Raw genomic sequence first — 26,153 nt, 5'->3', positions numbered from 1 at the left:
TAAAAGCGCGGGTGCACATCCGAAGAGCGGAACAACCGGTCGGAATAGGACCGGTCGTTCACAGCGTCCTCGCTGTGATTGCCACCCCGCGAGCGGGATGGACTTTTCAAAGGAACCTCGACCATCCAGAGATGGACGGGGTATCAACATATCTGGCGTTGATTTTTGGCACGCTGTTGAGTTCTCAAGGAACGGACGCTTCCTTTGTACTCACCCACAGAACATCTTCTGGGGCTTTCCTCCGGGCGCTTCCCTTCGGTCTTGCGTTTCCGACTCTATCAGATCTTTCCGATCCGATTTCCTCGACGCCTTCCAGTTCTTCGCTTTCGCGCTTCCCTTTCCGGCGGTTCTGACTCTATCAGATCCTTTCGGGCCCGATTCCCAGTCAGCGGGGCTTGTCTTCCCGGCCCTTGGGCCGTTCCGACGAGGTGAGACTTTAGCGGAATCCCGGCCCCCGACGCTAATCGGGGTCCCGCTCGTTCGAAGATCGAACGAGGATTCCTCATTCCGTGAAAACGGACGCAAAAGACGGACGCCAGAAAGTCTGTCGCTCGCTCGAGTGGGTCTTGCGGAATGGTGTCCGGGGACCAGCCTGAGCCGGTGCTCACGTCGGACAACTCGGAGAACACTACGGATGGCGGAACCCGGTGTCAACCCCGCCCCTGGCGGCGTACGCTGGTCCGCATGACCACGCGCACGTGCCGCAACCTCTGGTGGGCCGCCTGACGGCGGCCGGCACCTGCGCATGCTCTTCAACGGCCGCCGCTTCGGCGGCCGTTCGCGTATCCCCGCTCCGGGGCCCGGCCGTCGACAGCGGCGGCTCCGCATCGGACACGGAGTGGAGTACGGAATGAAACGGATCTTCAGCGGCGTCAAGCCGACCGGACACCTGACCCTCGGCAACTACCTCGGGGCCATGCGCCGGTGGGTCGATGTCGACCAGCACCAGTCGGACGCCCTGTTCAGCGTCGTGGATCTGCACGCGCTGACAGTCGAGCACGATCCGGCACGGGTGCGCAGGCTCAGCAGGCAGGCGGCGACGTTGCTGCTGGCGGCCGGGCTGGACCCGGAGCGGTGCACGCTCTTCGTGCAGAGCCATGTGGACGAGCACACGCGGCTGTCGTACCTCATCGAGTGCACCGCGACCGACGGCGAGCTGCGGCGCATGATCCAGTACAAGGAGAAGAGCGTGCGGGCGCGGGCCTCCGGCCAGAGCGTGCGGCTGTCCCTGCTCACGTATCCGGCGCTGATGGCGGCGGACATCCTGGCCTACGGGACGGACGAGGTGCCGGTCGGTGAGGACCAGACCCAGCACGTGGAGCTGACCAGGGACCTCGCGGTGCGGTTCAACCAGCGGTACGGGCACACCTTCACCGTGCCGCGGGCGACGAATCCGACCGTGGCCGCGCGGGTCATGGATCTGCAGGACCCCACGTCGAAGATGGGCAAGTCCCACGAGTCGGGCGCCGGGATCGTGTACTTGCTCGACGAAGCGGACGTGGTGCGCAAGAAGGTGATGCGCGCGGTCACCGACAGCGGGCGCGAGGTCGCGTACGACCGGGAGCAGCGGCCGGGTGTCACCAACCTGCTGGAGATCGTGGCGGCCTGTACGGGGCGCGATCCCAAGGAGCTGGCCGGGGAGTACGGCTCGTACGGCGCGTTGAAGAAGGACGTCGCCGACGCGTTGGTGGAGGTGCTGCGGCCGGTCAGGGAGCGGCATGCGGAGCTCGCGGCCGACCCGGCGTACATCGACGACGTGTTGCGCAAGGGCGCCGACCGGGCCAGGGGGATGGCGCGTCCGACGGTCGACGCCGCGTATCGCGCGATCGGGTTGCTGCCGGCCTGAAGCGGGGAGCACGGGCCGCCCGCCGTAGTCGGCGGGCGGCCGCGCACGAGGCGGTCAGCCGTTGCCGGACGCGAGTTCGCGGCTGCGGTCCCGGGCGGCTTCCAGGGCGGCGATGAGGGCCGCCCGTACGCCGTGGTTCTCCAGTTCGCGGATGGCGCTGATCGTGGTGCCGGCCGGGGACGTGACGGCCTCGCGGAGCTTCACGGGGTGCTCGCCGCTGTCGCGGAGCATCACCGCGGCGCCGATGGCTGCCTGGACGATGAGGTCGTGGGCCTGGGCGCGTGGGAGGCCGAGGAGGATGCCGGCGTCGGTCATGGCCTCGACGAGGAAGTAGAAGTAGGCCGGGCCCGAGCCGGACAGCGCGGTGGCCGCGTCCTGCTGGGACTCCGGGACGCGCAGGGTCTTGCCGACGCCGCCGAAGATCTCCTCGGCATGCACGACGTGCTCGGTGGTGGCGTGGCTGCCGGCGGAGATGACGGACATCCCTTCGTCGACGAGAACCGGGGTGTTCGGCATGACGCGGACGACGGGGGTTCCCGCGGCCAGACGCTCCTCGATGTAGGAGGACGTGATGCCGGCCGCGGCGCTGATGACGAGCCGGTCGGGGGTGATGTGGGGGGCGAGTTCGTCGAGGAGCTTGCCCATGTCCTGGGGCTTGACGGTCAGGATGAGGGTGTCGGCACGCTTGGCCGCCTCGGCGTTGGTGACCGGCTCGACCCCGTAACGGGTGCGAAGCTCCTCGGCACGCTCGGGGCGGCGGGCGGTGACCAGCAGGTCACCGGGGTGCCAGCCGGCGCGGATCATGCCGCTGAGCAGGGCCTCACCGATCTTGCCCGTACCGAGGACTGCGACTGTCTGGGTCATGGCTCTGTTCACCTCGCCGGTCGGGATGCGTGCGCTCACATCCTCGCACCGGGGCCGGTGGCGTGCCGTGGCCGTCCACGTGGCGGGCACGACCGGGGCGGTCAGGCGGTGCGGCGGCGCAGAGTGACCGCGCCGAGGGCGAGGACGAGGACGGCGCAGGCGGCGACGACGAGGATGTCGCGGAGGAAGTCGGCGGTCATGTCGGTGTGGTGCAGGACCTCGCTCATGGCGTCGACGGCGTACGACATGGGCAGCACGTTCGAGAGGGCTTCGAGCACGGGCTGCATCCGGTCGCGCGGGGTGAACAGGCCGCACAGCAGCAGCTGCGGGAAGATCACGGCGGGCATGAACTGGACGGCCTGGAACTCGGAGGCGGCGAAGGCCGAGACGAACAGGCCGAGTGCCGTGCCGAGCAGCGCGTCGAGGAGTGCGACGAGGAGCAGCAGCCAGGGCGATCCGACGACGTCGAGGCCGAGGGCCCACAGGGCGAGCCCGGTGGCGAGGAGCGACTGGACGACGGCGACGAGGCCGAAGGCGATGGCGTATCCGCCGATGAGGTCCCCCTTGCCGAGGGGCATGGCGAGCAGGCGTTCCAGGGTGCCCGAGGTGCGTTCGCGCAGGGTCGCGATGGAGGACACCAGGAACATCGTGATGAGCGGGAAGATGCCGAGCAGCGAGGCGCCGATGGAGTCGAAGGTGCGCGGGCTGCCGTCGAAGACGTAGCGCAGCAGCAGGAGCATCACGCACGGCACGAGCAGCATCAGGGCGATGGAGCGCGGGTCGTGGCGGAGCTGGCGCAGGACGCGGGCGGCGGTGGCGAGGGTGCGGGCTGAGCTCATCGGGGGTTCTCCTGGAGGGCATCGGCCTCGTCGACCAGGTGGAGGAAGGCCGCTTCGACGGTTTCGGTGCGGGTGCGGGCGCGCAGGTCGTCCGGGGTGTCCTCGGCGAGGATCTCGCCGTCGCGCATGAGCATGAGCCGGTGGCAGCGCTCGGCCTCGTCCATGACGTGGGAGGAGACGAGGATCGTCGCGCCGCGGTCGTCGGCGAGGCGGTGGAAGAGGTCCCACAGGTCGCGGCGCAGGACGGGGTCGAGGCCGACGGTGGGTTCGTCGAGCACGAGGACCTCGGGGGTGCCGAGCAGGGCGACGGCGAGCGAGACGCGGCTGCGCTGGCCGCCGGAGAGGCGGCCGGCGAGGGCGTCGGCGTGCGAGGTGAGGTCCACGTCGGCGACGGCGCGCGCGACGTGTTCCTCGCGGGCGTCCTGGTGGGCCCGGCCGGGGAGCAGGACGGAGGCGAAGTAGTCGAGGTTCTGGCGGACGGTGAGGTCGTCGTAGACGGAGGGGGCCTGCGTGACGTAGCCGATCCGGGAGCGGAGTCCGGCGTCGCCGGCCGGGCGGCCGAGGACCTCCAAGGTGCCGGTGACCTTGGCCTGGGTGCCGACGACGGCGCGCATGAGGGTCGATTTGCCGCATCCGGAGGGGCCGAGGAGCCCGGTGATGCGGCCGGGCAGGACGGTGAAGTCGAGGCCGCGGAGGACGGTGCGGTCTCCTCGTACGACGGTGAGGCCGCGGGCCAGTACGGCGACGCCAGAGGAATTCATCATGCGATGAATAATGCGCCTGGGGGTGTCCGGGCGTCAAGGACAAGGAATGGTCGTGGTTGTTGGGGGCTCACGCCGGGCGGCGGGTGACCATGAGGTCGACGGCGTACGCCTCCTCCACCGATCCGTCCGGGAACAGCCGCAGCAGCTCGGCCCGCTCGCGGTCGAGGAAGGCGCGGGCCGCCTCCTTGCCCGCCACCAGGAACAGCGAGTGGCTGCCGAGGTTGGCGAGGTGGGTGTCGAGGGGGACGCGCCGGGTCCAGTACACGCGGCGTTCGGCGCGGGGCACGTCGTCGGGCAGGGCCCGGTCGGCGCCGCCGGGCCGGCCGTGGGCCGCGTCGGCGAAGTCGCACATCAGCCGCTCTCCCTGCGCGGCGATCCAGGGGACGTCCGCGTCCGCGACGTTCCACCACAGGGCGAGCGCGCCGCCGGGCCGCAGGACACGCAGGGCCTCGGGGAGGGAGCGGGCGGGGTCCGTCCAGTGGAACGACTGGGCATAGGTGACGACGTCGGCGCTCGCGTCGGCGAGGGGGAGGGCGTCACCGACGCCGCGGACGAGCGGCACGCCGGGCAGCGACCGGCGGAACCGGGAGGCCATTCCGGCGCCCGGCTCCACGGCGGTGACGCGCGCCCCGCGCTCGCGCAGCAGCCGGGTGGCGATTCCGGTGCCCGCGCCGACGTCCACGGCCTGGGCACCGGTGAGCGGGCGGCCAACCAATTCCTCGACGGCGTCGAAGAGGGCGGGCGGATAGCCGGGGCGGGCGGCGTCGTACTGGTCCGCAGCGGTGTCGAAGGAGAGGGCGCGCTGGGCCTGAGCGGAATCCGTCATGCGCCTCATCCTTCCCCGGCCGCACAAGCCCTAGCTGCGTCGCGGGGTCTTCTTGCGGGCGCGGGCGGCGCGGGTCGCCGGGTTTCCGGAGCGGCTGCCACGGCGCTTCTCGTACTGCCGCAGCGCCGTCTCGTACTCGGCGCGGCGCAGCTGCTCGCCGGGGGCCTCCGTCAGGCAGCGCAGGGAGTAGGCGATGAGGGAGCCGATGAAGCCGATCGCCTTGAGGCTGCGCAGCGAGTCCTCGGCGGCGGAGCCGCTCGGACGCCGGCCGAAGCTCTCCCAGGTCTTGCGGAAGGCGATGGCGCTGCAGACGGCGAACATCACGACGACGAGGACGTTCACGAAGCCGCCGACCTCGGCGATGGCCAGGCCCTGGTAGGCGAAGCGCAGCACGAGGGCGGCGGCGAAGGCGGTGACCAGCGCCCCGGCCCCGACGGCGGCCCGGCGCAGCCCGTAGCCCCCGTCGTGCTCGACCCAGGTGGTGCCGAAGTAACGGATGGGCTCGGGCCGCGGGCCGGTGCCGCTGCCGGTGGTGTCGCCGGGGTTCTCGGTGTGCTCGCTCACGGGTCGATTATCCCCGGAGCGAGGGAGACGGTCAGGAGCAGCGGATGGTGACGTAGCCGTCGCTGCCCGTCTGGACGTAGGCGTCGGAGACGAACTCGCCGTTGGCGATGTTGTCCCAGATGTTGCTGGTGCCGTAGGGGCCGGTGATCGTCTCGCCCGGCTTCTGGCAGTTGATCGGGACGCTCGCGCCGTACGGCAGCACCCGGACGATCGAGTACTGGGTGCCGGGGCCGGAGCGCACGTTCAGCCGGACCCCCGGTGCGACCGGGTAGCGCTTGACCGTGAAGGTCTCCACGCCCTCGGCCGACGCCTGTTCGCCCTGCACTTCCTCAACAGCCATGGATTTCTCCCCCCGTTGGTGCACGTCCTGGTGCACGTCTGATGTACGTCGTCCTGCACGTCTTGATGGACGTCTTGATGGACGTCCTGTGAAGCGGCTTGGTTCGCCGCGCGCAGGCTAGCAAGCCATGGCTGGATCGCACGCGCCATCGACTAGGCTCCGAGCGTCGCGCGTGCGCACCATCAGACGGGGGTGGGAGATGCCACCGCTGCGCAGTACCGGGTCGTTCCCGGAAGCGGAGCATCCGGAATATGCCGGGCAGTACCGCCTCGAGGCCTGCCTGGGCAACGGCGGCATGGGCGTCGTCCACCTCGCCACCTCGGCCTCGGGCCTGCGGCTCGCGGTCAAGGTCATTCATGCCGAGCATGCCTCGGACCCCGAGTTCAGGGCGCGTTTCCGGCAGGAGGTCGCCGCCGCCCGCCGGGTCAGCGGCGCGTTCACCGCACCGGTCGTGGACGCCGACCCCGACGCCGCACGCCCTTGGATGGCAACGCTCTTCATCGACGGGCCGACGCTGTCGGACCGGGTCAAGCGGAACGGTCCGCTCGCTGCGCCGGAGCTGCGCAGGGTCGGCGCGGGGCTCGCGGAGGCGCTGCGCGACATCCATCGCGCCGGCGTGGTGCACCGGGATCTCAAACCCAGCAATGTGCTGCTGGCGCCGGACGGGCCGAAAGTCATCGACTTCGGCATCTCCCGTCCCGCGGACAGCGATCTGCGCACCGAGACCGGGAAGCTGATCGGGACGCCGCCGTTCATGGCTCCCGAGCAGTTCCAGCGCCCGCGCGAAGTCGGGCCCGAGGCCGACGTGTTCGCCGTGGGCGCCGTGCTCGTGCACGCGGCGACCGGCCGCGGCCCGTTCGACTCCGACAGCCCGTACATCGTGGCGTACCGGGTCGTGCACAACGAGCCCGATCTGGCGGGCGTGCCGGAGGATCTCGTACCGCTGCTGCGCAGGTGCCTGGCGAAGGATCCGCGGGAGCGGCCCACGCCGTACGAACTCATGGTGGCGCTGCGCGCGTCGTCGCCGTCGTCGGGGTGCGACACCCAGGCCTACATACCGGCGCAGCGCGAACCGGAGCCGCGGCAGGGGCGGCTCCCCGCGGCGGCGGAGCCCGCAGACGCCGCCGTGAAGGGCAGCGGGAAGGCCGGCGGGAAGCGCCGCGGCCGGGTCCGTCGGGCGGCCGTCGCCGCCGCCCTCGCCGTGCTCGCCGCCGGCACGGCCGTGGCCGTCACCGCCTCGTCGGACGATCCGGAACCGGGCCGCGCGGCTCCGCGCGCCGAGCAGCCCTTCCACCCCTGGAGCGTGGCGCTGCACCGCGGCGACGCCGAGAACCGCACCCCCGTCTGCGCCGGGGCCGGCCCCGGCCTCTTCTGCACGGCTCCCGGCACCGGAGCCGTACGGCTCGACCCGGCCGACGGCAGCACCGACTGGTCGGCGGCGAGCGCGGGACCGCGGACGGGCCGGGGCCAGGGCGAGGGGGATCAGGAGCCCGTGCTCGCGGGTGGCCTGCTGCACGTCGTCACGGCGGGCGGTGGCCGCCACGAGGCGCTCGACCCCGCGACCGGCGCGGTGCGGTGGGACCTCGACATCTCCGCGTACGCCACGGTCCACCCCCTCGGTGACGTCGTGCTGCTGGTCGCGGAGAACGGGCAGGTGCGGGCCGTCGACGCCGCGACGGGCGCGGACCGCTGGCGCGAGCGGCTCGGCGGGCCGGGCACGCAGTGGGTCCGGGCCGCGGGCGGCGACGGTCCCGCGTTCGCCGCGACGCCGTCCGCGGACGGAACGACCACCCGCGTCGGCGCGATCGATCCGGCGAACGGGCGGTGGCTGTGGAGCGAGCGGCTCCAGGGGGCGCTGACCCCGGCGGGGGCCGCGGACGGCTCGCTGTACCTGCTCTCGTCCGACGCGGAGGGGTTCACCGACGCAGTGGTCCGTGTGGACACGGCGTCCGGGGACCGCGCCGTCAGTCGCGTCCCGCTGGCCGCCCCGGTCGACCAGGCGCAGGCCACGGTCGCCGGGTCCGTCGTCTACCTGTCGGGCGCGGGCGGTTCGCTCCTCGCCGTCGACACGTCCCGGTCCGCCGGGGACGCGCAGCTGTGGCGCCTGGAGACGGCCGTGACCCACCTGTCCCGGCCGGCGGCCGACGACCGCTCCGTGTACGTGTCGGCCGGTGACGGGCGCCTGCTCGCGGTCGACGTCGCCCGCGGCACGCTCACGGGCCAGACCAGGCCCCGGATGGACGACGGGCAGTTCACCTACGCGGCCCTGCTGCCCGCCCCCGTCACCGCGCCCGGCACGGTCTTCGCCACCGCCCCCGACGGGTCCGTCTTCGCCGTCGACGCGAAGGACCCGGCGCGCTGGTGAGCGCGCCGGGTCCCCGGTGACTGCCGATACGGGCGGGTCAGCCCAGCTTGGAGACGTCCCGCACCGCGCCCTTGTCCGCGCTCGTCGCCATCGCCGCGTAGGCCCGCAGCGCGGCCGAGACCTTGCGTTCGCGGGACTTCGGCGCGTACGCCCCGCCCAGCGCCTGCTCGCGGCGGGCCAGCTCGGCGTCGTCGACCAGCAGCGCGATCGAGCGGTTCGGGATGTCGATGCGGATGCGGTCGCCGTCCTCGACGAGGGCGATGGTGCCGCCGGACGCGGCCTCCGGGGAGGCATGGCCGATCGACAGGCCGGACGTGCCGCCGGAGAAGCGGCCGTCGGTGATCAGGGCGCAGGTCTTGCCGAGGCCACGGCCCTTGAGGAAGGACGTCGGGTAGAGCATCTCCTGCATGCCGGGGCCGCCCTTGGGGCCCTCGTAGCGGATGACGACCACGTCGCCGTCCGTGACCTGCTTGTTGAGGATCTTCTCGACGGCCTCCTCCTGCGACTCGCAGACGACCGCCGGGCCCTCGAAGGTCCAGATGGACTCGTCGACGCCGGCCGTCTTCACGACGCAGCCGTCGACGGCCAGGTTGCCCTTCAGCACCGCCAGGCCGCCGTCCTTGGAGTACGCGTGCTCGACGGAGCGGATGCAGCCGCCCTCGGCGTCCTCGTCGAGGGTGTCCCAGCGCTCGGACTGGGAGAACGCCTCGGCGGAGCGCTTGCAGCCGGGGGCCGCGTGCCACAGCTCGACGGCCTCCGCGGACGGGGAGCCGCCGCGCACGTCCCACGTCTTGAGCCAGTCGGCCAGGGACGGGCTGTGGACGCTGTGCACGTCCTCGTTCAGCAGCCCGCCGCGGTGCAGCTCGCCCAGCAGGGCGGGGATGCCGCCGGCGCGGTGGACGTCCTCCATGTAGTACGTGCGGTTCTTCGCGACGTTCGGCGCGACCTTCGCGAGGCACGGCACGCGGCGCGAGACGGCGTCGATCTCGTCGAGGCCGAAGGGGACGCCCGCTTCCTGTGCGGCGGCCAGCAGGTGCAGGATCGTGTTGGTGGAGCCGCCCATGGCGATGTCGAGGGCCATGGCGTTCTCGAAGGCCGCGAACGAGGCGATGCTGCGCGGCAGGACCGACTCGTCACCCTGGTCGTAGTAGCGCTCGGTGATGTCGACGACCGTACGGGCGGCGGTCTCGTACAGGGCGCGACGGGCCGTGTGGGTGGCGAGGGTCGAGCCGTTGCCCGGGAGGGACAGGCCGATGGCCTCGGTCAGGCAGTTCATCGAGTTGGCGGTGAACATGCCGGAACACGAACCGCAGGTCGGGCAGGCGTTCTCCTCGATGCGGAGGATGTCCTCGTCCGAGATCTTGTCGTTGACCGCGTCCGAGATCGCGTCGACCAGGTCGAGCGTGCGGACCGTGCCGTCAACCAGGGTGGCCCGGCCGGACTCCATCGGGCCGCCGGAGACGAAGACCGTCGGGATGTTCAGGCGCAGGGCCGCGTTCAGCATGCCCGGGGTGATCTTGTCGCAGTTGGAGATGCAGATCAGGGCGTCGGCGCAGTGCGCCTCGACCATGTACTCCACGCTGTCCGCGATCAGGTCGCGGGACGGCAGCGAGTAGAGCATGCCGCCGTGGCCCATCGCGATGCCGTCGTCGACGGCGATCGTGTTGAACTCGCGCGGGATGCCGCCCGCCTCAGTGATCGCCTGGGAGACGATCCGGCCGACCGGCTGGAGGTGGGTGTGGCCCGGCACGAACTCTGTGAAGGAGTTGGCGACGGCGATGATCGGCTTGCGGCCGATGTCCGCGCCCGGTACACCGGAGGCCCGCATAAGGGCGCGGGCGCCCGCCATGTTGCGGCCGTGGGTGACAGTGCGGGACCTCAGCTCGGGCATCGTCGCTCGCTCCTCGTCGTGATGGGTGTACCTGTGTCGAGCGTACGCCGCGGCTCCAAGATCTGGACAGCACGTCCGGAATGCGGGACGCCCGGCTCAGCAGGCGGTCGCTCCTGCTCACCCGGGCCGGGTGGGGCCGGCGTCCGGCCGCACTTCCGGGGGGCCGGCTCCCGACCGGGCTCCGGCTCAGGCCCGGGCCGGGCCGGGGTCCGTGAGGTAGCGCTGCAGTGTGGGCGCCACCATCCGCACGATCTCCTCGGTGTCCACCGAGGCCAGCGGCTCCGCCCTGATCACGTACCGCAGGATCGCGATACCGATCATGTGGGACGCGGCGAGCTCGGCGCGGAAGGTCGCGTCCGGTACGTCGAGTTCGCCCGCCACCCGCTCCAGCAGCCGCCGCAGGACGAATCCGCGCAGCACCTTCGCCGCCGCCTCGTGGGTCAGCGCGGAACGGAGGATGGCGAGCAGCGGGGCACGGGTCGTCGGGTTCTCCCAGACGCCGATGAAGTAGCGGGCGAGCCGCTCGCCGATGCCCTCGGTGCTCGTGCCGAGGATCACCGGGAGGGCGAGCGCGGGCTCGAAGGAGACCTCGATCGCCGCGGCGAAGACGTCGTCCTTGGTGCCGAAGTAGTGGTGCACGAGCGCCGCGTCGACCCCGGCGGCCCGCGCGATCCCGCGCATCGTGGTCTTGTCGTAGCCGCGCTCGGCGAACTCGGTGCGCGCCGCCTGGAGGATCCGCTCGCGCGCGCCGGGTCCCTCGTCGGCCGCCTTGCGGGCGGGCCGCCCGCGCCGCCGGGGGGCCGCGTCGGTCATCGGGCCGTACCGGTCATCGCGCCGCGCCCGTCATCGCGCCCTGCCCGTTCCGTCGTGGACGCGCGACGAGGCCGCCGAGGCCAGGTGGAGCCGCGTGAAGGCCAGCGCCTCCGCCAGATCGGCCTCGCGTTCGGCGGTGGACATGGCGCGCCGCGTGTTGACCTCGATGACGACGTGGCCGTCGAAGCCGTTGCCGGCCAGGCGCTCCAGCAGCTCGGCGCAGGGCTGGTCGCCGCGGCCCGGCACCAGGTGCTCGTCCTTGGCGGACCCCTTGCCGTCGGCCAGGTGCACGTGGCCGAGCCGGTCGCCCATCCGGTCCACCATCGCCATCGTGTCGGTGCGGGAGGTCGCCGTGTGCGACAGGTCGATGGTGAAGTGCCGGTAGTCGTCCTTGGTGACGTCCCAGTCGGGGGCGTACGCGAGCATCTCCCGGTCCCGGTAGCGCCAGGGGTACATGTTCTCCACGGCGAACCGGACGTCCGTCTCGTCCGCCATGCGCCAGATGCCTCGGACGAAGTCGCGCGCGTACTGCCGCTGCCAGCGGAACGGCGGGTGCACGACCACCGTGGAGGCACCGAGCTTCTCGGCGGCGGCCTGCGCCCGCTGGAGCTTGACCCACGGGTCGGTGGACCAGACCCGCTGGGTGATCAGCAGGCAGGGGGCGTGGATGGCGTGGATGGGGACCTGGTGGTAGTCGGAGAGCCTGCGCAGTGCCTCGATGTCCTGGCTGACGGGGTCCGTCCAGACCATGATCTCGACGCCGTCGTAGCCGAGGCGTGCGGCGATCTCGAAGGCGGTCGCCGTCGACTCGGGATACACGGAAGCCGTCGACAGGACAACCTTCGCATCCGGGATGCGCACGACTGGTTCTGCCACGGAGACAGCCTAAAGGCACTGGCTAGGCGGTCGGCAGATGGTCGAGGCGCCGCAGGATGACGCCCTCGCGCAGCGCCCAGGGGCAGATCTCCAGTTCCTCGGCGCCGAAGAGGTCCATCGCTCCCTCCGCAACCAGGGCTCCGGCCAGGAGCTGGCGGGCCCGGCCGGGGGAGACGCCGGGCAGGCCGGCGCGCTGCTCCACGGTCATGGCGGCGAGCTTGGGCACCCAGCCGACGAGTGACGAACGACTCAGCACGCGCTGGACGTAGAGGCCCTCGCCGGAACGGGCCGCACCCGCGATCCGGGCCAGCTGCTTGAAGGTCTTGGAGGTGGCGACGATGTGGTCCGGCGGGCCCAGCCGGCTGAACTCGCCGACGACACGGGCGATCTCGGCGCGTACGTGGCGCCGCAGCGCCTTCACGTCCTGCGGGTCCGGCGGGTCGCCGGGCAGCAGCCCCGCGGTCAGCCGGGTCGCGCCGAGCGGCAGGGAGACGGCGGCGTCGGGCTCCTCGTCTATGCCGAACGCGATCTCCAGCGAGCCGCCGCCGATGTCCAGAACCAGCAGCTTCCCGGCCGACCAGCCGAACCAGCGGCGGGCCGCGAGGAACGTGAGGCGGGCCTCCTCCTCGCCGGTGAGGACCGTCAGCTCGACCCCGGTCTCGGCCTTGACGCGGGACAGCACCATGTCCGCGTTGGTCGCCTCCCGCACGGCGGAGGTGGCGAACGAGAGGACTTCTTCGCAGCCCTTGTCCTCTGCGGCCTGCAAAGCGTCGGCAACGGTGTGGACCAGCCGCTCGATGCCCTCCTCGCCGATGGCGCCGCCGTCGAGCAGCTCGGCGAGACGCAGCTCCGCCTTGTGGGAGTGCGCGGGAAGAGGGCGGGCACCTGGGTGGGCGTCCACCGCGAGCAGGTGAACCGTGTTCGAACCGACGTCGAGGACTCCGAGTCTCATGGACGGAACGCTACTGCGGTCGCGCGCATACGCTGGAGCCGTGCCAAAGACGAAAAAGGCGAAGCCGGGCAAAGCAGCGCCCGCCACGACGTCCGAGCAGCCCGGAAAGCCCGACAAGCGCTCCGTGAGGACCGAGCCCGACGAGAAGGGCCTGGACTTCCCCCGTGCCTGGGTGGAGTTCCCCGACCCCGCCGACGACGAACAGGTCTTCCGGTGCGACCTGACGTGGCTCACGTCACGCTGGACCTGCATCTTCGGCAGCGGGTGCCGGGGCATCCAGGCCGGGCGGGCGGACGACGGCTGCTGCACGCTGGGCGCGCACTTCTCCGACGAGGAGGACGAGCAGCGCGTGGCGGAGCACGTGGCCCGCCTGACGCCGGACCTGTGGCAGTTCCACGACGTGGGGACCCGGACGGGCTGGGTGCAGCAGGACGAGGACGGTGAACGCCAGACGCGCCGCTGGGAGGGCTCCTGCATCTTCCAGAACCGTCCTGGCTTCGCGGGCGGCGCGGGCTGCTCGTTGCACATCCTCGCGCTGCGCGAGGGCCGGGAGCCGCTGGAGACCAAGCCGGACGTGTGCTGGCAGCTGCCGGTGCGGCGGACGTACGAATGGATCGACCGGCCGGACGACACGCGCGTGCTGCAGGTGTCGATCGGCGAGTACGACCGCCGGGGCTGGGGGCCGGGTGGGCACGACCTGCACTGGTGGTGCACGTCGGCGACGTCGGCGCACGGCGCGGGCGAGCCGGTGTACGTGACGTACCGCCCGGAGCTGACGGAGCTGATGGGCAAGGCGGCGTACGACGTACTGGCGGAGCTGTGCGAGGCCCGCCTGGCGTCGTCGCTCCCCCTGCTGGCCCCCCACCCGGCGGACCCGAAGACCCGCTGACGGGCCGCCGACCGGCTGGTGACGCGCCCCGGGTGTCCAGCCTGGCCGGGTGAGCGACCTCACGCTGCGGCCACCGGGACGGCGCGCCCCTCAGAGCTCGGCACGCCGGGGTCCTGCGCCCCTGGGGCGCAGGAGCGGCGGGCCGGTCGGGTAGGCGGCCTCGTGCCGTGCCCACCGGGACGGCCCGCCCCTCAGGACCTCGGCACGCCCGAGTCCTGCGTCCGTGGGGCGCAGGCCGGTCGGACCGTCGGCGCGCCCGCGTGCCCCGGGAGGCTGCCCGCCGCGGCGACGCGAGCATCGAAGGCGGTGCGCCTCTCGGGGCGCGGGCCGGCGGACGGTCGGCGCGCGCCCCTTCCGCGTGGCCGGCCGGGGCCTGGGCGGACCGGTCGGGCGGCGCGCCCGCCGTATCCGGTACGGCCGGGCAGCCGGCGTGCCCCGCGCAAGCGGTCACAGGGGCGCCCGCGGGGGCCGTTCTGCCGGGTCAGTCCGCGGGCGGCGGGGGCGCCGGTTCGGGCGGCGGTTGCGACGAAGCCGGGGGCGTCGGTGGCGTGGACGGGTCCGGCGAGGACGGCGGCGGGCTGGAGGGCGGCGGACTCGACGGGGGCGGACTGGACGGCGGCGGACTCGACGGCGGTGTCGGGGTCGGATCCGGCGACGACGGCGGCGGGCTGGTCGCCCCGCGGCCGTGGATCGCCACGACCGCGCCGGCCGGCTCGATGCCGACCTGTGCGTGCCAGTAGCCGGACGGCTCGCGCCAGGAGTCGACGCTGATGTACAGAGTGATCGTTTCGCCGGGGTACAGCGTGCCGGACGAGCGCGTGGGCCGCAGCCACGGCGCGTCCGTCCACAGCGACCAGTCGACCGGGGCGCCGCCCGACGCGATGAGCGTGATGACGGTGGTCTCCCCCGCGGGCTGCGCCTCGACGGTGAGCCTGCCCGGGCCCCGCCCGGTAGCGGCGGGCGGTGTGGAGGTGCCCGTGCTGATCACCTCGACGGAGACGTCGGGCGAGTGGCGGTCGGCCGTGAAACGGGGATCGGGCTTCGCGCTCGCGTTGCCCGCGTTCTCGTAGTGGCCGTACGGGTCGCCCTCGGCCGAGCCGTGCTGGTCGCCGATGCTGATGGCCGGCCCGCGATGCCCCTCACCGGTCACCGGAGCCCCCCGGTACGCCGCCCACAGGGCGAGCACCGGCGCGGCCACGACCGTGGCCACGACCGTGGTGGTCACCGCGCGGGCGCGCATGCGGTCGCGCCGCGCGGCGTGGTCCTTGGGATCGAGCGGGAAGCCGCCGGGGCCGAAGCGCGGGCCGCCGGCGCGGGCGCGCGGGACCTGCCGCATCGCGGCGTACGCGGCGGCGCGCGGCGCCTCCACCAGGGGCAGCGCGGCGGGTGTGACGGACGAGCCGGGCCAGGGCCCCCGCGCGCCGACGCGCTCGGCGGCGCGGCGGCACCGGGGGCAGTCGTCGACGTGGCGCACGAGTTCGCGGCGCAGCGCGGCCGAGAGCAGGACGCGGTTGTCGCCGGTGAGCCGGGCGACGGCCGGGCAGTTGCCGGTCTCGACGACGGCGAGGGCGGCCCGGGTGCGCTCCACCTCGCAGGCCGCCGCGGCCAGCAGCTCGCGGGCCGCGACCTCGCCGAGGCCGAGGACCGAGGCGACGGCGGCCGGGCCGAGCCCGTGACGCACGGCCAGTTCGAGGGCTTCGCGCTGCTCGGGGGTGGTGCCGGCGGCCTCGGGCCACGCCAGCAGCGCCAGTTCGGCGCGGCGGCGCTCGGCCTCGGGGGCGACGCGGGGCGCGGGCTCCTCGGCGGCCACGGGCCGTCCGGTGTGGGCGCCCTGGCGCCTGCGGCGCTGCTCGCTGAGCCGGCGCAGACAGACCCAGCGCGCGAGCGCGTACATCCAGGCCTTCCTCTCGGCCTCGCCGGACGGGCAGCGTCCGTGCTGTCGTCCGGCGATGGCGAGGACGTCACCGAGGACCGCCGTCGCCGCGTCGTGGTCGCACAGCACGGAGAGGCAGTAGGTGAACAGGCCGTCGAGATACGGCTCGTGGCGCGCGGGCGGTCGCTCGGCGGTCGGACGGGTCGCGCGACGGTGCGCCCGGTGTGCGCCGGTGGTGTGGGTAGGGGATTCCAGCCTGCTGCTCGTCACTCCGTGACCGTAGGGGCAGCACCGGACCCTGTTCGTACCCCTTGCGCACTTTTAATCCATACGGGTGAACCGTTCCTGCGCGGGAGGACGGGAGGGACAGGGTCCGCGCCCCGGACACCCACCGTTGCACGCCGTGCGCTCGGCAGCGCGCCCCTCCGGGAGCGGGCGCCCGGCCGGGCTGTCAGTGGGCCCCGCTACGGTTTGCGCATGGCTGCCCGTACGAAATCCGCGAAGGACCGGCCGTCCTACCGCTGCACCGAATGCGGCTGGACCACCGCGAAGTGGCTCGGCCGCTGCCCCGAGTGCCAGGCGTGGGGCACGGTCGAGGAGTACGGCGCGCCCGCCGTCCGCACCACGGCCGCGGGCCGGGTCTCCACCGCCGCGCTGCCCATCGGCCAGGTCGACGGCCGGCAGGCGACCGCGCGCTCCACGGGCGTGGACGAGCTGGACCGGGTCCTCGGCGGCGGTCTCGTGCCGGGGGCCGTCGTGCTGCTCGCGGGCGAGCCGGGCGTCGGCAAGTCGACGCTGCTGCTCGACGTCGCGGCCAAGGCGGCGAGCGACGACCACCGCACGCTGTACGTGACGGGCGAGGAGTCCGCGAGCCAGGTCAGGCTGCGTGCCGACCGGATCAGGGCCCTGCACGACCACCTCTATCTGGCGGCGGAGACCGACCTGTCCGCAGTCCTCGGCCATCTGGACGCGGTAAAGCCCTCCCTGCTGATCCTCGACTCCGTGCAGACGGTGGCCTCACCGGAGATCGACGGCGCGCCCGGCGGCATGGCCCAGGTCCGCGAGGTCGCGGGCGCCCTGATCCGGGCGTCCAAGGAGCGCGGCATGTCCACGCTGCTGGTGGGCCACGTGACGAAGGACGGCGCGATCGCGGGACCCCGGCTGCTGGAGCATCTCGTCGATGTGGTGCTCCACTTCGAGGGCGACCGGCACGCCCGCCTCCGCCTCGTCCGCGGCGTGAAGAACAGATACGGGGCGACGGACGAGGTGGGCTGCTTCGAGCTCCACGACGAGGGCATCACCGGACTGGCCGACCCCTCGGGCCTGTTCCTCACCCGTCGCGACGAGCCCGTCCCCGGCACCTGTCTGACGGTCACCCTGGAGGGCCGCCGCCCGCTCGTCGCCGAGGTGCAGGCGCTGACGGTCGACTCGCAGATCCCCTCCCCCCGGCGCACCACCTCGGGCCTGGAGACCTCACGGGTGTCGATGATGCTCGCCGTCCTGGAGCAGCGCGGCCGGATCTCCGCGCTCGGCAAGCGCGACATCTACAGCGCGACGGTCGGCGGCGTGAAGCTCTCCGAGCCCGCGGCGGACCTCGCGATCGCCCTCGCGCTGGCCTCGGCGGCGAGCGACACCCCGCTCCCGAAGAACCTGGTCGCGATCGGCGAGGTGGGGCTCGCGGGCGAGGTCAGACGGGTGACGGGCGTGCAGCGGCGGCTCGCCGAGGCGCACCGTCTCGGCTTCACCCACGCCCTGGTGCCGTCCGATCCGGGAAAGATTCCGGCGGGCATGAAGGTCACGGAGGTCGCCGACATGGGGGACGCTCTGCGGGTGCTCCCCCGCGCCCGCCGGAAGGCTCCCGACAGCGCCTGAGGCGTACGCCCCCCGGGACGACGAGGCTCGCCGGTAGACTTTGCCCTGGTCTCGCCCACCCGTACGAGCCGGAGGAGTGCAGTGGCAGCCAAGGACGGGGCAGCAGCACCCGGAAAGTCCGGCCAAGGCACGGGCAACGAAGCGCTGATCCGCGCCGCCCTGAGCGCGGTCGCCCCGGGCACCGCCCTGCGCGACGGCCTGGAGCGCATCCTGAGGGGGAACACCGGTGGACTGATCGTTCTCGGCATGGACAAGACCGTCGAGTCGATGTGCACCGGCGGCTTCGTGCTGGACGTGGAGTTCACCGCGACCCGGCTGCGCGAGCTGTGCAAGCTGGACGGCGCGCTGATCCTCGACAAGGACATCTCCAAGATCCACCGGGCCGGTGTCCAGCTGGTCCCGGACGCCTCCATCCCTACCGAGGAGACCGGCACCCGCCACCGCACCGCGGACCGGGTCTCGCGCCAGTGCGGCTTCCCCGTGGTGTCCGTGTCCCAGTCGATGCGGCTGATCGCGCTGTACGTGGACGGGGAGCGCCGCGTCCTGGAGGAGTCGGCCGCGATCCTGTCGCGGGCCAACCAGGCGCTCGCCACCCTGGAGCGCTACAAGCTCCGCCTCGACGAGGTCGCCGGCACGCTCTCGGCGCTGGAGATCGAGGACCTGGTCACCGTCCGGGACGTCACGGCGGTCGCGCAGCGCCTGGAGATGGTGCGCCGGATCGCCACCGAGATCGCCGAGTACGTGGTGGAGCTCGGCACCGACGGCCGCCTGCTCGCGCTCCAGCTCGACGAGCTGATCGCGGGCGTGGAGCCCGAGCGCGAGCTGGTCGTCCGCGACTACGTGCCCGAGCCGACGTCTCCCAGAGCTGCCGGCGGCAGGGGCCCCCAGCGTTCGCGCACGGTGGACGAGGCGCTGGCGGAGCTGGACGCCCTCACCCACACCGAGCTTCTCGAACTGCCCGTCGTGGCCCGGGCTCTGGGCTACAGCGGCTCGCCCGAGACGCTGGACTCCGCGGTCTCGCCCCGGGGTTACCGCCTGCTGGCGAAGGTGCCGAGGCTGCCGGGCGCGATCATCGAGCGGCTCGTGGAGCACTTCGGCGGCCTCCAGAAGCTGCTGGCGGCCAGCGTGGACGACCTCCAGGCCGTGGACGGCGTCGGGGAGGCGCGGGCGCGCAGCGTGCGGGAGGGCCTGTCGCGGCTCGCGGAGTCGTCGATCCTGGAGCGGTACGTCTGAGCCGTACGCCTGAGCCGTACGGCTGAGCGGTACGCCTGGGACGTGTACGGCGAGGGGCCCCTGACCTGGTCATGGGGCCCCTCGCCGTATCCCGGCGGCTGTTCGGCCGGCCGGGGAGCCGGTCAGTCCTTGTCGAGGCGGAACGACGCGGGCAGCACCTTCGCGCCCGGGAACGACACCTCGACGAGGTAGGTGCCCGGGGCCGCGCCGCCCGGGGACGTCGTCGGGCACTGCGGGGCGCTGCGCATCCTGTCCCACTCGACGGTGTGCGCGATGGTCCCGTTGCCGGGGACGCGCAGGAAGCGGGCCGGGGCCGTGCGCGGGCAGTGGGCCGAGGACCACACGTCCTTGTCCTCGCTGTCGGTGACGGTGAACACGGCGGCCTTGGGGCCGAAGTCCGCCTTGCACGTCGTGGGCGACGAATTGGCGACGACAAGCCTGAAGGCGGGCCTCTCGCCCGGTGCGTAGGACACCTCCGAGGTGCGGAGGGTCAACTTCAGTGCGCCGGGTGCGCAGTCGGGGAGCGTCGAACCGGCCGGGACCTGTACGCCGGGGGCCCCTCCCGAGGCACCGCCCGTGGCACCGGGGCCACTCGCGGTCGCACCGTCACCGCCGCTCGCGCCGCCCGTCCCGCCGGGGCTCGCGGAGCCGTCGCCGGAACCGCCCGTAGCGTCGGAACCGCTCGTACCGTCGTCCGACTCGTCGCGTCCGCCGGGCTGTTGGCTGATCGCGGGGCCGGACTGGTCGGGTCCGGGGGTGATCGAGTGGGCGGGGGTCGGGCCCTTGCCGTCCGCCGTGTTCTTGCCGTCGTCCCCGCCGGACGTGACGGCCCACACGATCAGCACCGCGAGCAGCGCGACCAGTGACGCCGCGACTGCCCTCCGTCGCCAGTAGATGGAGGAGGGAAGCGGCCCGATCGGATTGCGCAGAGATCCCACGGACCGAACTCTACGAGAGATCCCGTCCAACTCCCGCCCCACCCGCCGCCTCAGCGCGAAGTTCTGCTGATCATCATCACGGACCGCGTCCCGCACGGCGCCGGCAAGGCCGTCACCGGCGTCGGGGGCGCCTCCGGACGACAGCGAAGGGTGACCGGACCACCTGGGACGATACGGTCCGTGATCATGGACAGCAGCATCACGCGCGATCTCTACCGCGACATCACCGACTTCGCCCACACCACGCCGGCATGGGTGCAGCACCTCGCCGAACTCTGGACGGAGGCCGGGCTGTTGCTCTTCGGCGTGCTGTTCCTCGTGGCCTGGTGGCGGGCGCGCGGCGGCGACCTGCGCGCGATAGCCCTCGCGGTCCTCGCACCGCTCACGACGGCGGCCGGTTACGTGGTCAGCGAATCCCTCAAGTCCCTGGTGGACGAGGAGCGTCCGTGCCGCACTGTCACGGAGGCCGCCGCGTCGCTGGTCCCCTGCCCGCCGCACGGCGACTGGTCCTTCCCGAGCAACCACTCGGCCATCGCCGGGGCGGCGGCCGTGGCGCTCGCGATCGCGTGGCCGCGGATCGCGGTCCTGACGGTGCCGATGGCGGTGCTCATGGCCTTCTCCCGTGTCTTCGTCGGGGTGCACTATCCGCACGACGTACTGACGGGCCTGGTGGTCGGCGCGCTCGTCGCGGCGGTCTGCGCGGCGGCACTGCTGCGCCCCGCCCGGACCCTGCTCGGCACCATGCGCACGAGCAGGACGGGGATCGTGCTCTGGTTCACCGGCCCGGGCCCCGCCTCGCGGCCCGCCGACGACACCCCCCGCCTCACCCCGGTGCCGTGAGGCGGGGACACGCTCCGGGTGGAGCCCTCCGCACCCGGACCCGCCAGGCGCAGGCCAGGAGCACCCGCCCCGCCGGGCAGGCCGCACGAGGTCGCCGCGCGGGCCCGCCCGTGGCGGTGCATGCGGCGCATGGCCGCCGGGGCGTGTCAGGATCGTGCCTGCCATGACTGTCACTCATGATTCCCAGACGCCCGACGCCCTCGACCCCGAAGCCCTCCACGTCCCCGTCATCGCCTGGTTCGACCAGCACGCGCGTGACCTGCCCTGGCGTCGCCCGGAGGCCGGCGCGTGGGGCGTGATGGTCAGCGAGTTCATGCTGCAGCAGACCCCGGTGTCCCGGGTGCTCCCGGTGTACGAGCAGTGGCTGGCCCGCTGGCCGCGCCCCGCCGACCTCGCGGCGGAGGCTCCCGGCGAGGCCGTCCGCGCCTGGGGGCGGCTCGGTTACCCGCGCCGCGCGCTGCGGCTGCACGGCGCGGCGGGCGCCATAACGGAGCGGCACGGCGGCGAGGTGCCGCGCGACCACGCGCAGCTGCTCGCCCTGCCGGGCATCGGCGAGTACACGGCGGCGGCGGTGGCCTCCTTCGCGTACGGCCAGCGGCACGCGGTGCTGGACACCAACGTGCGGCGGGTCTTCGCCCGGGCCGCGACCGGCATCCAGTACCCGCCGAACGCGACGACGGCTGCCGAGCGCCGCCTGGCGCGCGCCCTGCTCCCCGACGAGGAGAGCACCGCGGCCCGCTGGGCGGCGGCGTCCATGGAGCTCGGCGCGCTGGTGTGCACCGCCAGGAACGAGGACTGCGGCCGCTGCCCGATCGCCGCGCGGTGCGCGTGGCGGCTCGCGGGGAAGCCCGCGCACGACGGTCCCGCCCGCCGCGGCCAGACGTACGCCGGCACGGACCGCCAGGTGCGCGGCCGGCTGCTGGCGGTGCTGCGCGAGGCCCCGGCACCGGTGCCGCAGTCGGCGCTGGACGCGGTCTGGGACGAGCCGGTGCAGCGGGCCCGGGCACTCGACGGGCTCGTCGCCGACGGTCTCGTCGAGCCTCTGGCGGGCGGCCGCTACCGGCTCCCCCTCGGCTGAACCACAAGCTCTACCCCGTCACCACCCCGTCTCAAACATCGCTTGTTACACAACCGATGGACGGCCGTGCGCCGCCCGACGGCTGCTCCGCACAGCGCCGTGACAACGCCTCCGTAGCTTCTGTCGCGCAACGACACACGGGGTTTCACGGGGACGGAGGCGGTTCACATGGCGCACGGCGAGGTGCTCGAATTCGAGGAGTACGTACGCACCCGGCAGGAGGCGCTGCTGCGCAGCGCCCGGCGTCTCGTCCCCGACCCCGTGGAGGCCCAGGACCTCCTGCAGACCGCACTGGTGCGTACGTACGGCCGCTGGGACGGAATCGCGGACAAGTCGCTCGCGGACGCGTACCTTCGCCGCGTGATGATCAATACGCGCACCGAGTGGTGGCGTGCCCGCAAGCTCGAAGAGGTCCCCACCGAGCAGCTCCCGGACGCGAGCGTCGACGACGGCAGCGAGCAGCGCGCGAACCGAGCCCTGCTGATGGACGTCCTCAAGGTGCTGGCCCCCAAGCAGCGCAGCGTGGTCGTGCTGCGGCACTGGGAGCAGATGAGCACCGAGGAGACCGCTGCCGCGCTGGGAATGTCGGCGGGTACGGTGAAGAGCACGCTGCACCGGGCACTCGCAAAGCTCCGCCAGGAGCTCGAGTCGCGGGACCTGGACGCCCGCGCCCTGGAGCGCGACGAGTCGCGGCGTACTCACCAGCAGGGCGAACGGGAGCGGGAGCGGTGCGCGGCCTGACAGACAGAGGCAGCGGGAGATGGGTGGCGGGCAGCACGGCGACGGCCGGGCTGGTCGCCTTCGCCCTGTTGGCCGTCGGCTGTTCCACCGGCGGCTCGGGGCTGCAGGACGAGGGGGCCGCCCCGTCCGAGCACGCGGCGAACGCCACGCCCTCCCCGGCGCCGTCCGGGAGCGCCGGGCAGTTCACGAAGGCGGTGGACGCGGTGGAGCTGCTCAAGAACGACCCGAAGGTCAGCGCCCGGGTCAAGGCGGACCTGCGGCCGTGCGCCAAGGACTCGTACCCGGTGGACACCTCGTACGGGGTCCTCACCGGCAGCTCCGGCCCCGACGTCGTGGTGAACGTGATGACCTGCGCCGACGCCGTCGGCATGGGCATGTACGTGTACCGGGAGAAGGGCGACACGTACGAGAACGTCTTCTCCGTCGAGGAGCCCGCGGTGTACGCGGCGATCGACCGGGGCGACCTGGTGGTGACCAAGCAGGTGTACGCCAAGGGCGATCCGGTGGCCGAACCGTCCGGCGAGGAGGTCACCACCTACCGCTGGTCCGCGGGGAAGTTCATCCAGCAGTTCTGGGTGCGCAACGAGTACAGCCGGTCGGTCGGCGAGGGAGAGGTCGTGGCCACGGAACCGCCCGCCCCGAGCGATGGCTGACGCACCGCCCGCCTCCTGAGACATGTCCGCAGACGAACGACCCCGAAACGAGAACTGAGAGCTGACGGATGGCCGAGACCCATGTCCTGTTCGTCGAAGACGACGATGTCATCCGCGAGGCCACCCAGCTCGCGCTGGAACGCGTCGGCTTCACGGTCACGGCCGTGCCCGACGGGCTCCAAGGCCTGGAGGCGTTCCGGGCCGACCGGCCGGACATCGCGCTGCTCGACGTGATGGTGCCGGGTATGGACGGCGTGAGCCTGTGCCGCCGCATACGCGACGAGTCGACGGTCCCCGTGATCATGCTGTCGGCGCGCGCGGACGCCATCGACGTGGTGCTCGGCCTGGAGGCCGGTGCCGACGACTACGTGACGAAGCCGTTCGACGGCGCGGTCCTGGTGGCCCGTATCCGCGCGGTGCTGCGCCGCTTCGGGCATGCGAGCGGCGGCACGGCCGAGGAGTCCGCCGGGCAGCAGGACCAGGGCGGCGTGCTGGTCTTCGGCGACCTGGCGATCGACACCGAGGGCATGGAGGTCCGCAAGGGCGGCAAGCCGGTCGGACTGACCCCCACGGAGATGCGGCTGCTGCTGGAGTTCTCCTCGACGCCCGGAACGGTGCTCTCCCGCGACAAGCTGCTGGAGCGCGTCTGGGACTACGGCTGGGGCGGTGACACCCGGGTCGTGGACGTCCATGTGCAGCGGCTGCGTACCAAGATCGGCCAGGACCGCATCGAGACGGTCCGCGGCTTCGGTTACAAGCTGAAGGCGTGACGCAGGCCGTATGAGCTCCGGACAGGACCCCGTCGGATGAGACGCCCCACCCTGCGCGCCGGGACGCTGCGCACCGGCGTCCGGTGGAAGATCAGCATCGCCATCGCCGCCGTCGGCGCGCTCATCGCCATGGCGCTGAGCCTGGTCGTGCACAACGCGGCGCGCGTCTCCATGCTCGACAACGCCCGTGACGTGCAGATGGACCGCATCCTGCTCGCCCAGCGCTGGTACGAGACCGCGAAGAACCGCGACCCGCGCTTCAACAGCAAGATCAACGATCCGGCCCTCCCCGACGAGCTGCAGAAGCTGATGCGCGAGAACCGGCGCGGCAGTTACGTCGACGACCACGGCGAGACGCCCGAGATCTGGGCCGCCGTACCGCTGGCCAACGGTGACGTGCTGTCCCTGCACACCGAGTTCGCCGGCCGCAGCGCCACCGTGATGAAGGACCTCGACCGGGCGCTGATCATCGGCTCGGTGTCCGTCGTGCTGTGCGGCTCCGCGCTCGGCGTGCTCATCGGCGGGCAGCTCTCGCGCCGGCTGCGCAAGGCGGCCGCCGCCGCCGGCAACGTGGCGCAGGGCAACACCGACGTCCGGGTCAGGGACGCCATCGGCGGGGTCGTGCGCGACGAGACGGACGAGCTGGCCCGGGCCGTGGACGCCCTGACGGACGCGCTGCAGTCCCGCATCGAGGCGGAGCGCCGGGTCACGGCCGACATCGCGCACGAGCTGCGCACCCCCGTGACCGGGCTGCTGACCGCGGCCGAGCTGCTGCCGCCGGGCCGCCCCACCGAGCTCGTACGGGACCGGGCGCAGGCGATGCGCACGCTGGTGGAGGACGTGCTGGAGGTGGCGCGCCTCGACAGCGCGTCGGAGCGGGCCGAGCTCCAGGAGATCCAGCTCGGGGAGTTCGTCGGCCGGCGGGTGGCCGCCCTGCACCCCGAGGCGGAGATCCGGGTCGTCCACGAGTCGTGGGTGAACACCGATCCGCGGCGCCTGGAGCGCATCCTGGGCAACCTGCTGACCAATGCCGTGAAGTACGGCAAGGGCCCGGTCGAGGTGACCGTCGAGGGCCGCGTGGTGCGCGTGCGGGACCACGGGCCGGGCTTCCCGGAAGCGCTGCTGCGCGAGGGGCCGAGCCGTTTCCGCACGGGTGCGAGCGACCGGGCGGGGACGGGCCACGGCCTGGGCCTGACGATCGCGGCCGGGCAGGCACGGGTGCTGGGCGCCCGGCTGACCTTCCGCAACGCGGCCCCGGAGGGCTCCACGCCGCTGGGCGCGTCCGGCGGGGCGATCGCGGTGCTCTGGCTGCCGGAACACGCCCCGACGAACACGGGCAGCTTCCCCATGCTCCCCCTGGACGACTGACCGGCACGGACGGGGCGGCTCCCCCGGCGGACACCGCGCCGCGGACGCGCAACGACGTCGAGGGCGACCGCGAGGAGCGGCGTGATGCCGTCCTCGGGGTCGCCCTCGATGAGGTCGCCGGGCGCGCTGCGCGCGGGGCCGAGCGCTTCGGGGTGCGTCAGATGGTGACCCCGACGGTGCGCAGGAAGGACACCGGGTTGAGCGCCGAGCCGTAGTTCGGGGTCGTACGGATCTCGAAGTGCAGGTGCGGGCCGGACGAGTTTCCGGTGTTGCCCGACTTGGCGATCGTCTGGCCGGCCTTCACGGTCGAGCCGATGGAGACGTTGATCACCGACAGGTGCGCATACTGCGAGTACTTGCCGTTGGCGTGCTTGATCACGACGGCGTTGCCGTACGCGGGGCCGTCGCCGCCGCCGTTCGGGCCGGCCTTGACGACCGTACCGGCGCCGGCGGCCTTGACCGGGGTGCCGACCGGAACGGCGAAGTCCTGGCCGGAGTGCTTGTTGGACCACATGGCGCCGCCCTGGGCGAAGCTCGCGGTCAGCGTGTACTTGTTGACGGGCTTGACCCACGCGGCCGGCTTCTTGGCGGCCTTCTTCGCCGCGGCCTTCTTGGCAGCCTCGGCCTTCTTGGCGGCCTCGGCCTTGGCCGTCGCGGCCTCCGCCTTCAGCTGCGCGGCGGCCTTCGCCTGGGCGTCGGCCTGGGCGGCGACGGCGGACGCGGCGTCCACGACGGTGGGCTTGGTGGCCTGGCCCGCATCCGCGGAGGCGACACCCGCACCGGCTCCGACGACCATCACGGCGCCCATTCCGGCGGCCACGACGGCCCCACGGGTACGGAGCACGGACGGGCGGAGACGGTGGATCATGGCGCGCTTCGACATACGGGAGAACCTCCGGGCATGAAAGGACCCGGCGTGCTCGCCGGGCTGGCTCCACATTGGTAACCCGGCCCCCCA

Annotated in this window: 25 protein-coding genes; 12 read left to right on the top strand and 13 right to left on the bottom strand. The window is 72.9% G+C overall.

Annotated features, from left to right (window positions below):
- Positions 1–353, top strand: a 353-nt coding sequence (locus ACLB9X_RS26560) for a hypothetical protein (RefSeq protein WP_410362926.1), incomplete at its 5' end; no start/stop codon positions are given.
- Positions 354–850: 497 nt separating this feature from the next.
- A complete protein-coding gene (trpS, locus tag ACLB9X_RS26555; RefSeq protein ID WP_410362925.1) occupies positions 851–1,846 on the top strand; it encodes a tryptophan--tRNA ligase in 996 nt (331 codons plus the stop codon).
- 54 nt (positions 1,847–1,900) lie between these two features.
- Here the strand turns inward: trpS and proC are convergent, their stop codons facing one another.
- The 6 genes from proC to ACLB9X_RS26525 all read right to left on the bottom strand — a co-directional run bounded on the left by proC (position 1,901) and on the right by ACLB9X_RS26525 (position 6,043).
- Positions 1,901–2,710 carry a pyrroline-5-carboxylate reductase gene (gene proC / locus ACLB9X_RS26550; RefSeq protein ID WP_410362924.1) on the bottom strand — a complete coding sequence of 270 codons (810 nt, stop codon included), beginning with the start codon at positions 2,708–2,710 and terminating at the stop codon, positions 1,901–1,903.
- Positions 2,711–2,811: 101 nt separating this feature from the next.
- Positions 2,812–3,549 carry an ABC transporter permease gene (locus ACLB9X_RS26545; protein ID WP_410362923.1) on the bottom strand — a complete coding sequence of 246 codons (738 nt, stop codon included), beginning with the start codon at positions 3,547–3,549 and terminating at the stop codon, positions 2,812–2,814.
- Complete coding sequence (locus ACLB9X_RS26540) at positions 3,546–4,313, bottom strand: ABC transporter ATP-binding protein (RefSeq protein ID WP_410362922.1); 768 nt, start codon at positions 4,311–4,313, stop codon at positions 3,546–3,548. The genes ACLB9X_RS26545 and ACLB9X_RS26540 overlap by 4 nt, the downstream gene beginning before the upstream one ends.
- Positions 4,314–4,380: 67 nt before the next feature.
- Positions 4,381–5,139 (bottom strand): class I SAM-dependent methyltransferase, encoded by a 759-nt coding sequence (locus ACLB9X_RS26535; RefSeq protein WP_410362921.1) that lies wholly within the window; start codon positions 5,137–5,139, stop codon positions 4,381–4,383.
- Between the two features lie 30 nt (positions 5,140–5,169).
- Positions 5,170–5,703, bottom strand: a complete 534-nt coding sequence (locus tag ACLB9X_RS26530) for a hypothetical protein (protein ID WP_410362920.1) — start codon at positions 5,701–5,703, stop codon at positions 5,170–5,172.
- A 31-nt stretch (positions 5,704–5,734) separates the two neighbouring features.
- Entirely contained in the window at positions 5,735–6,043 is a 309-nt protein-coding gene (locus tag ACLB9X_RS26525; protein ID WP_410362919.1) for an SH3 domain-containing protein, read from the bottom strand.
- 199 nt (positions 6,044–6,242) lie between these two features.
- On the opposite strand from ACLB9X_RS26525, the gene ACLB9X_RS26520 reads away from it, so the two are divergent.
- On the top strand, positions 6,243–8,408 hold the full coding sequence (locus tag ACLB9X_RS26520) for a protein kinase domain-containing protein (protein WP_410362934.1): 2,166 nt from the start codon (positions 6,243–6,245) through the stop codon (positions 8,406–8,408).
- A 37-nt stretch (positions 8,409–8,445) separates the two neighbouring features.
- Here the strand turns inward: ACLB9X_RS26520 and ilvD are convergent, their stop codons facing one another.
- From ilvD to ACLB9X_RS26500, 4 genes are all read right to left on the bottom strand, one after another.
- Entirely contained in the window at positions 8,446–10,299 is a 1,854-nt protein-coding gene (gene ilvD, locus ACLB9X_RS26515) for a dihydroxy-acid dehydratase (RefSeq protein ID WP_410362918.1), read from the bottom strand.
- Between the two features lie 186 nt (positions 10,300–10,485).
- Positions 10,486–11,112, bottom strand: a complete 627-nt coding sequence (locus tag ACLB9X_RS26510; RefSeq protein ID WP_410362917.1) for a TetR family transcriptional regulator — start codon at positions 11,110–11,112, stop codon at positions 10,486–10,488.
- A 30-nt stretch (positions 11,113–11,142) separates the two neighbouring features.
- Entirely contained in the window at positions 11,143–11,988 is an 846-nt protein-coding gene (locus ACLB9X_RS26505) for a sugar phosphate isomerase/epimerase family protein (RefSeq protein WP_410362916.1), read from the bottom strand.
- 22 nt (positions 11,989–12,010) lie between these two features.
- Complete coding sequence (locus tag ACLB9X_RS26500) at positions 12,011–12,940, bottom strand: Ppx/GppA family phosphatase (protein WP_410362915.1); 930 nt, start codon at positions 12,938–12,940, stop codon at positions 12,011–12,013.
- A 40-nt stretch (positions 12,941–12,980) separates the two neighbouring features.
- Between ACLB9X_RS26500 and ACLB9X_RS26495 the strand changes: the two genes are divergently transcribed.
- Positions 12,981–13,829 (top strand): hypothetical protein, encoded by an 849-nt coding sequence (locus ACLB9X_RS26495; protein ID WP_410362914.1) that lies wholly within the window; start codon positions 12,981–12,983, stop codon positions 13,827–13,829.
- A gap of 481 nt (positions 13,830–14,310) precedes the next feature.
- On the opposite strand, the gene ACLB9X_RS26490 is transcribed toward ACLB9X_RS26495, so the two are convergent.
- Positions 14,311–15,972, bottom strand: a complete 1,662-nt coding sequence (locus ACLB9X_RS26490) for a hypothetical protein (protein WP_410362913.1) — start codon at positions 15,970–15,972, stop codon at positions 14,311–14,313.
- Between the two features lie 207 nt (positions 15,973–16,179).
- On the opposite strand from ACLB9X_RS26490, the gene radA reads away from it, so the two are divergent.
- Together radA and disA are read left to right on the top strand one after the other, a co-directional pair.
- Positions 16,180–17,574 (top strand): DNA repair protein RadA, encoded by a 1,395-nt coding sequence (gene radA / locus ACLB9X_RS26485; protein WP_410362912.1) that lies wholly within the window; start codon positions 16,180–16,182, stop codon positions 17,572–17,574.
- 81 nt (positions 17,575–17,655) lie between these two features.
- The gene (gene disA / locus ACLB9X_RS26480; RefSeq protein ID WP_410362911.1) at positions 17,656–18,807 is read left to right on the top strand and encodes a DNA integrity scanning diadenylate cyclase DisA; all 1,152 of its coding nucleotides are present in this window, start codon (positions 17,656–17,658) and stop codon (positions 18,805–18,807) included.
- A gap of 122 nt (positions 18,808–18,929) precedes the next feature.
- On the opposite strand, the gene ACLB9X_RS26475 is transcribed toward disA, so the two are convergent.
- Entirely contained in the window at positions 18,930–19,745 is an 816-nt protein-coding gene (locus ACLB9X_RS26475; RefSeq protein ID WP_410362910.1) for a hypothetical protein, read from the bottom strand.
- A 186-nt stretch (positions 19,746–19,931) separates the two neighbouring features.
- On the opposite strand from ACLB9X_RS26475, the gene ACLB9X_RS26470 reads away from it, so the two are divergent.
- The 6 genes from ACLB9X_RS26470 to cseC all read left to right on the top strand — a co-directional run bounded on the left by ACLB9X_RS26470 (position 19,932) and on the right by cseC (position 25,195).
- Positions 19,932–20,585 (top strand): phosphatase PAP2 family protein, encoded by a 654-nt coding sequence (locus tag ACLB9X_RS26470; RefSeq protein WP_410362909.1) that lies wholly within the window; start codon positions 19,932–19,934, stop codon positions 20,583–20,585.
- 163 nt (positions 20,586–20,748) lie between these two features.
- Complete coding sequence (locus ACLB9X_RS26465) at positions 20,749–21,663, top strand: A/G-specific adenine glycosylase (RefSeq protein ID WP_410362908.1); 915 nt, start codon at positions 20,749–20,751, stop codon at positions 21,661–21,663.
- 168 nt (positions 21,664–21,831) lie between these two features.
- The gene (locus ACLB9X_RS26460; protein ID WP_410362907.1) at positions 21,832–22,404 is read left to right on the top strand and encodes a SigE family RNA polymerase sigma factor; all 573 of its coding nucleotides are present in this window, start codon (positions 21,832–21,834) and stop codon (positions 22,402–22,404) included.
- A gap of 23 nt (positions 22,405–22,427) precedes the next feature.
- Complete coding sequence (locus tag ACLB9X_RS26455) at positions 22,428–23,057, top strand: hypothetical protein (protein WP_410362906.1); 630 nt, start codon at positions 22,428–22,430, stop codon at positions 23,055–23,057.
- 68 nt (positions 23,058–23,125) lie between these two features.
- Positions 23,126–23,827, top strand: coding sequence for a two-component system response regulator CseB (cseB, locus tag ACLB9X_RS26450; protein ID WP_410362904.1), 702 nt, complete (start codon positions 23,126–23,128; stop codon positions 23,825–23,827).
- Between the two features lie 51 nt (positions 23,828–23,878).
- Complete coding sequence (gene cseC / locus ACLB9X_RS26445; protein ID WP_410362933.1) at positions 23,879–25,195, top strand: two-component system sensor histidine kinase CseC; 1,317 nt, start codon at positions 23,879–23,881, stop codon at positions 25,193–25,195.
- 157 nt (positions 25,196–25,352) lie between these two features.
- On the opposite strand, the gene ACLB9X_RS26440 is transcribed toward cseC, so the two are convergent.
- On the bottom strand, positions 25,353–26,078 hold the full coding sequence (locus ACLB9X_RS26440; RefSeq protein ID WP_410362903.1) for a M23 family metallopeptidase: 726 nt from the start codon (positions 26,076–26,078) through the stop codon (positions 25,353–25,355).
- Positions 26,079–26,153 lie beyond the last annotated feature (75 nt).

The sequence above is a fragment of the Streptomyces sp. 5K101 genome (genome assembly GCF_046506645.1).
Taxonomy (GTDB): domain Bacteria; phylum Actinomycetota; class Actinomycetes; order Streptomycetales; family Streptomycetaceae; genus Streptomyces.
The sequence above is the reverse complement of the archived record's forward strand: the minus strand, read 5'-3'. Positions and strand labels throughout refer to the sequence as shown.

Bases quoted from the DNA above. Each gene is read 5' to 3' on its own strand.
- proC (WP_410362924.1), bottom strand. From the start codon at position 2,710: ATGACCCAGACAGTCGCAGTCCTCGGTACGGGCAAGATCGGTGAGGCC.
- ACLB9X_RS26520 (WP_410362934.1), top strand. From the start codon at position 6,243: ATGCCACCGCTGCGCAGTACCGGGTCGTTCCCGGAAGCGGAGCATCCG.
- ACLB9X_RS26465 (WP_410362908.1), top strand. From the start codon at position 20,749: ATGACTGTCACTCATGATTCCCAGACGCCCGACGCCCTCGACCCCGAA.
- ACLB9X_RS26470 (WP_410362909.1), top strand. From the start codon at position 19,932: ATGGACAGCAGCATCACGCGCGATCTCTACCGCGACATCACCGACTTC.
- ACLB9X_RS26540 (WP_410362922.1), bottom strand. From the start codon at position 4,313: ATGATGAATTCCTCTGGCGTCGCCGTACTGGCCCGCGGCCTCACCGTC.
- ACLB9X_RS26525 (WP_410362919.1), bottom strand. From the start codon at position 6,043: ATGGCTGTTGAGGAAGTGCAGGGCGAACAGGCGTCGGCCGAGGGCGTG.
- cseB (WP_410362904.1), top strand. From the start codon at position 23,126: ATGGCCGAGACCCATGTCCTGTTCGTCGAAGACGACGATGTCATCCGC.
- trpS (WP_410362925.1), top strand. From the start codon at position 851: ATGAAACGGATCTTCAGCGGCGTCAAGCCGACCGGACACCTGACCCTC.
- ACLB9X_RS26500 (WP_410362915.1), bottom strand. From the start codon at position 12,940: ATGAGACTCGGAGTCCTCGACGTCGGTTCGAACACGGTTCACCTGCTC.
- ACLB9X_RS26535 (WP_410362921.1), bottom strand. From the start codon at position 5,139: ATGACGGATTCCGCTCAGGCCCAGCGCGCCCTCTCCTTCGACACCGCT.
- ilvD (WP_410362918.1), bottom strand. From the start codon at position 10,299: ATGCCCGAGCTGAGGTCCCGCACTGTCACCCACGGCCGCAACATGGCG.
- radA (WP_410362912.1), top strand. From the start codon at position 16,180: ATGGCTGCCCGTACGAAATCCGCGAAGGACCGGCCGTCCTACCGCTGC.
- ACLB9X_RS26510 (WP_410362917.1), bottom strand. From the start codon at position 11,112: ATGACCGACGCGGCCCCCCGGCGGCGCGGGCGGCCCGCCCGCAAGGCG.
- ACLB9X_RS26545 (WP_410362923.1), bottom strand. From the start codon at position 3,549: ATGAGCTCAGCCCGCACCCTCGCCACCGCCGCCCGCGTCCTGCGCCAG.
- ACLB9X_RS26460 (WP_410362907.1), top strand. From the start codon at position 21,832: ATGGCGCACGGCGAGGTGCTCGAATTCGAGGAGTACGTACGCACCCGG.
- ACLB9X_RS26440 (WP_410362903.1), bottom strand. From the start codon at position 26,078: ATGTCGAAGCGCGCCATGATCCACCGTCTCCGCCCGTCCGTGCTCCGT.